The following is a 3,826-nucleotide window of genomic DNA, read 5'->3' on the forward strand; positions in this document are numbered from 1 at the left end:
GAACATTCCGGTGGCGAAGAACCTGCCGCTCTATGGCGAGCCGGCGCGGCTCTACTGCCCGGCGGGCGTCTATGAAGTGCTTTACGGCGACGAGGTCAAAAAAGCCGATCCGCGCTTCGTCATCAACGCGCAGTATTGCGTCCACTGCATAACCTGCGACTTCAAGGATCCGGCGCAGAACATCACCTGGACGACGCCCGAAGGCGGCGGCGGGCCGAACTACCCCAATATGTGAGGAGAAGCCGGCTCATACCTCGCGAACCGGCGAAAACCGCTCCGGACTGGCGCGGTCCCAGATCGCGCGCAACCGCGCATCCTCGGCGCCGCGCAAAAACTCAGCTCGCTGCACCGCCGGGAAAAGATCGGCGAAACTGATGACGCTGCTTTCGGAAACCCGCCGGCGGAAATGGTCGAGTTCGAACTGATTGGGATGGTCCAGGCCCGCCGCCGCGGTCAGTTCGGCAAGGCATTGCAGGGTCGCGGCGTGGAAATTGGCGACGCGCACGGTCTTGTCGGAAACATCGATGGCGCGGCCGCGCCAGGGATTTTGTGTCGCCACCCCCGTCGGGCAGTTATCGGTATGGCAGGACAGCGACTGGATGCAGCCGACCGAGAACATGAAGCCGCGCGCGGAATTGCACCAGTCCGCGCCGAGCGCCATGGCCCGCGCCATGTCGAAAGCGGTGAGAATCTTGCCGGAGCAGCCGAGCTTGATCCTGTCGCGCAATCCCGCGCCGACCAAAGCATTATGAACGAAATTGAGGCCCTCGCGCATCGGCGTGCCGAGATGGTCCATGAATTCGAGCGGCGCCGCGCCGGTGCCGCCTTCCTTGCCGTCGACGACGATGAAATCCGGCGTCACTCCACTCGCCAGCATGGCCTTGCACAGGCTCAGGAATTCCACCGGCTGGCCGAGGCAGAGCTTGAAACCGACCGGCTTGCCGCCGGACAGGTCGCGCAGCTTCATGATGAATTCCATCATTTCCAGCGGCGTCGAAAAGGCGCTGTGGCAGGCCGGCGAAATGCAGTCGCGCCCCATCGGCACGCCGCGAATGGTTGAAATTTCCTCGGTCACTTTCGCCGCCGGCAACACGCCGCCATGGCCGGGCTTGGCGCCCTGGCTGAGTTTGATCTCGATCATCTTGATCTGCGGATTTAAGGCCGCGGCGGAGAATTTCTCCGACGAAAAGGCGCCTTCCGGCGTGCGGCAGCCGAAATAGCCGGAGCCGATCTCCCAGATGATGTCGCCGCCCTTTTCGGCGTGATAGGGCGAAAATCCGCCCTCGCCGGTATCATGCGCGAAGCCGCCGAGCTTGGCGCCGCCGTTGAGCGCGCGGATCGCATTGGCGCTGAGCGAGCCGAAACTCATCGCCGAAATATTGAAGACGGAAGCTGAATAGGGCTGTTTGCAGTCCGGGCCGCCGATGGTGATGCGGAACGGCTTCTTCACCACCGGGCGGGGCGACAGCGAATGCAGCATCCATTCGAAACCGTCGGAATAGACCGGCAATTGCGTGCCGAAGGGACGTTTGTCGAGTTGCATTTTGGCGCGCTGGTAGACCAGGGCGCGGCGGTCGCGGGAAAAGGGCGAGCCGTCGGTCTCGCTCTCGAACAGATATTGCCGGATTTCCGGACGGATTTCCTCGATCATGAAGCGCAGATGAGCCAGGATCGGATAATTGCGCAGCACCGAATGGCGCTTCTGCAGCAGGTCGCCCAGACCGATTGTGGCCAGGCCGCCGAAGATCAACAGCGGAATGGCCAGCAACAAGGCCCTGTCATGGTGATAGGCCATGGCGAGCAATGTGCCGATAAAGAAAAGGATGCTGAACAGGAGCGCGGCGTGACGCGGGGCAAAAATCAGTTTGAGTAGGCGCATGGACGATCCTCGGAGAGCAGCAGGCCTATATCACGGTCGAGTTGTGACGATCAGATGAAATTCCCCCTGCGCAAGGCTGACCGGCCGCTTGCGCGGAAGGGCCTTTGCAGGGCGGCAAGGACGCCAGTGGGAGGCAATGATAGTTTGACAAAGGACTGAAGCAACGTGAAACACCCCATTTCCGACATGAGCCAGACCTCCCCAAAATCCCCCCTCCCCGCGAGCGCCATCCTGGTCGCCGGCTGTCTGGTCGCGCTTTTGTCCTTCGGGCCGCGCTCCGTGATGGGCGCCTTTCAACTGCCGGTGTTTTCCTCGCGCTCCTGGGGCGCCGAAAGCTTCTCCATCGCCCTGTCCGCGCAAAATCTGCTGTGGGGCGTCGGCCAGCCCTTCGCCGGCGCGCTGGCCGATCGTTTCGGCTCGAAATACGTGCTGGTCGCGGGCGCCCTGCTCTATGCCGCCGGCCTCGCCTTGATGGGCCAGGCGCAAACGGCGATAGGCTTCGATCTCGGCGCCGGCGTGCTGATCGGTTTCGGCCTGTCCGGCGCCTCGTTCAATCTGGTGCTCGGCTCCTTCGCCAAGTTGCTGCCGCCGGAAAAGCTGAGCATCGCCTTCGGCGCGGCGACGGCGGCAGGCTCGTTCGGCCAGTTCCTGTTCTCGCCGCTCGCCGGCGGCTTGATCGAGCGTTTCAGCTGGGAAGGCGCCTGCCTGATTTTTGCCGCCCTGATTCTGCCGATCGTGCCGCTGTCGCTGGCGCTCGCCAGCCCGCCCGCCGCCCTTATCCATCGTGGCGGCCAGGGCGCCACCTTCCGCCACGCTCTGGCGCACAAGTCCTATATGCTGCTGGTCGCCGGTTTTTTCACCTGCGGCTTTCAGCTCGCCTTCATCACCGTTCATTTCCAGCGCTATATCGTGGAAAGCGGCCTCTCCCCGCAGATCGGCTATTGGGCCATCGCGCTGGTCGGCGTGTTCAATATTTTCGGCTCGCTGCTCTCCGGCTGGCTCGGGATGCGCATGCCGCGCCGCTATATTCTTTCCGGCATCTATCTTTCCCGCGCCGTGGCCACCGCCCTGTTCATCGCTCTGCCCGCCAGCCCCAGTTCCGCGCTGCTGTTCGGCGCCGTCACAGGCCTGTTGTGGCTCTCGACGGTGCCGCCGACCTCCTCGCTGATCGGCCAGATGTTCGGCGCCCGCAACTTGTCCATGCTCTACGGCTTCGCCTTTTTCTCGCACCAGCTCGGCGGCTTCCTCGGCGTCCTCCTCGGCGGATTTTTCCGCCAAAGCACCGGATCCTATTTGCCGGTCTGGCTGCTCTCCATTGCGCTTGGCGTGATTTCGGCCTTGCTCAATCTGCCGATCGTCGAGGCGCAAGCCGCGCCGGTCGCGCAGCCGGCGGAATAACGCAGGCGGCGGCGGGAGCGAACGCTCCACCGCTCGATCCCGGCGACGACGATCTACTTGTAATAGCCCACGCCGCAGGCGTAATCGTTATCCACTCTCGTCACGAAGCTGGTCTTGGCGGCTGGCTTTGGGTCCGTCGGCTTTGCAAACAGGTAGCTGACCTCGGTAATTTCACCTTCCGGCTTCTGTCCCGCAGCGTAAATTTCCTGACCATAGGCCTTGCCCGTGGGGTCCTTCAGGGTCCTTACGTCCTGGCCGAGCAATTCTTTCGCATTGGGGTTGCCCATGGCGACGAATTTTCCGTCCTTCGCATTGGTGCAAAACACATAAATATCGCCGTTCCGGAACCTGCCTTCGCCCTGGTTGAACATATCCAATGCTTGCTGCCTGTTGACTTTCACCTCGTCAACCACATTCCTGAGCATGGCCCTGGCTTCGTAGCCACCTGCCAAATGCTCTGTCTGCTGAGCGAAAGCCGCCGGCGAAAGCGCCAGGACTGCGCCAGACGCCGCAGCAAAGATGATCTTGCGTACCATGTCATTTCCTCCT

General features: G+C 62.5%; 4 protein-coding genes. 2 read left to right on the plus strand and 2 right to left on the minus strand.

All coding sequences use genetic code 11. The features are described from left to right. A partial coding sequence (locus ACLP2E_RS00590; protein WP_442464846.1) for a 4Fe-4S dicluster domain-containing protein occupies positions 1–235 on the plus strand: 235 nt, incomplete at its 5' end. A 12-nt stretch (positions 236–247) separates the two neighbouring features. On the opposite strand, the gene ACLP2E_RS00595 is transcribed toward ACLP2E_RS00590, so the two are convergent. Continuing rightward, complete coding sequence (locus ACLP2E_RS00595; protein WP_442464847.1) at positions 248–1,879, minus strand: FMN-binding glutamate synthase family protein; 1,632 nt, start codon at positions 1,877–1,879, stop codon at positions 248–250. Positions 1,880–2,044: 165 nt separating this feature from the next. On the opposite strand from ACLP2E_RS00595, the gene ACLP2E_RS00600 reads away from it, so the two are divergent. Beyond that, the gene (locus ACLP2E_RS00600; RefSeq protein WP_442464848.1) at positions 2,045–3,277 is read left to right on the plus strand and encodes an MFS transporter; all 1,233 of its coding nucleotides are present in this window, start codon (positions 2,045–2,047) and stop codon (positions 3,275–3,277) included. A gap of 53 nt (positions 3,278–3,330) precedes the next feature. On the opposite strand, the gene ACLP2E_RS00605 is transcribed toward ACLP2E_RS00600, so the two are convergent. Continuing rightward, on the minus strand, positions 3,331–3,826 hold a 496-nt coding region (locus ACLP2E_RS00605), incomplete at its 5' end, for a cache domain-containing protein (protein ID WP_442464849.1).

Origin of the sequence: Rhodoblastus sp., assembly GCF_052145335.1 — a bacterium.
GTDB lineage: Bacteria > Pseudomonadota > Alphaproteobacteria > Rhizobiales > Beijerinckiaceae > Rhodoblastus.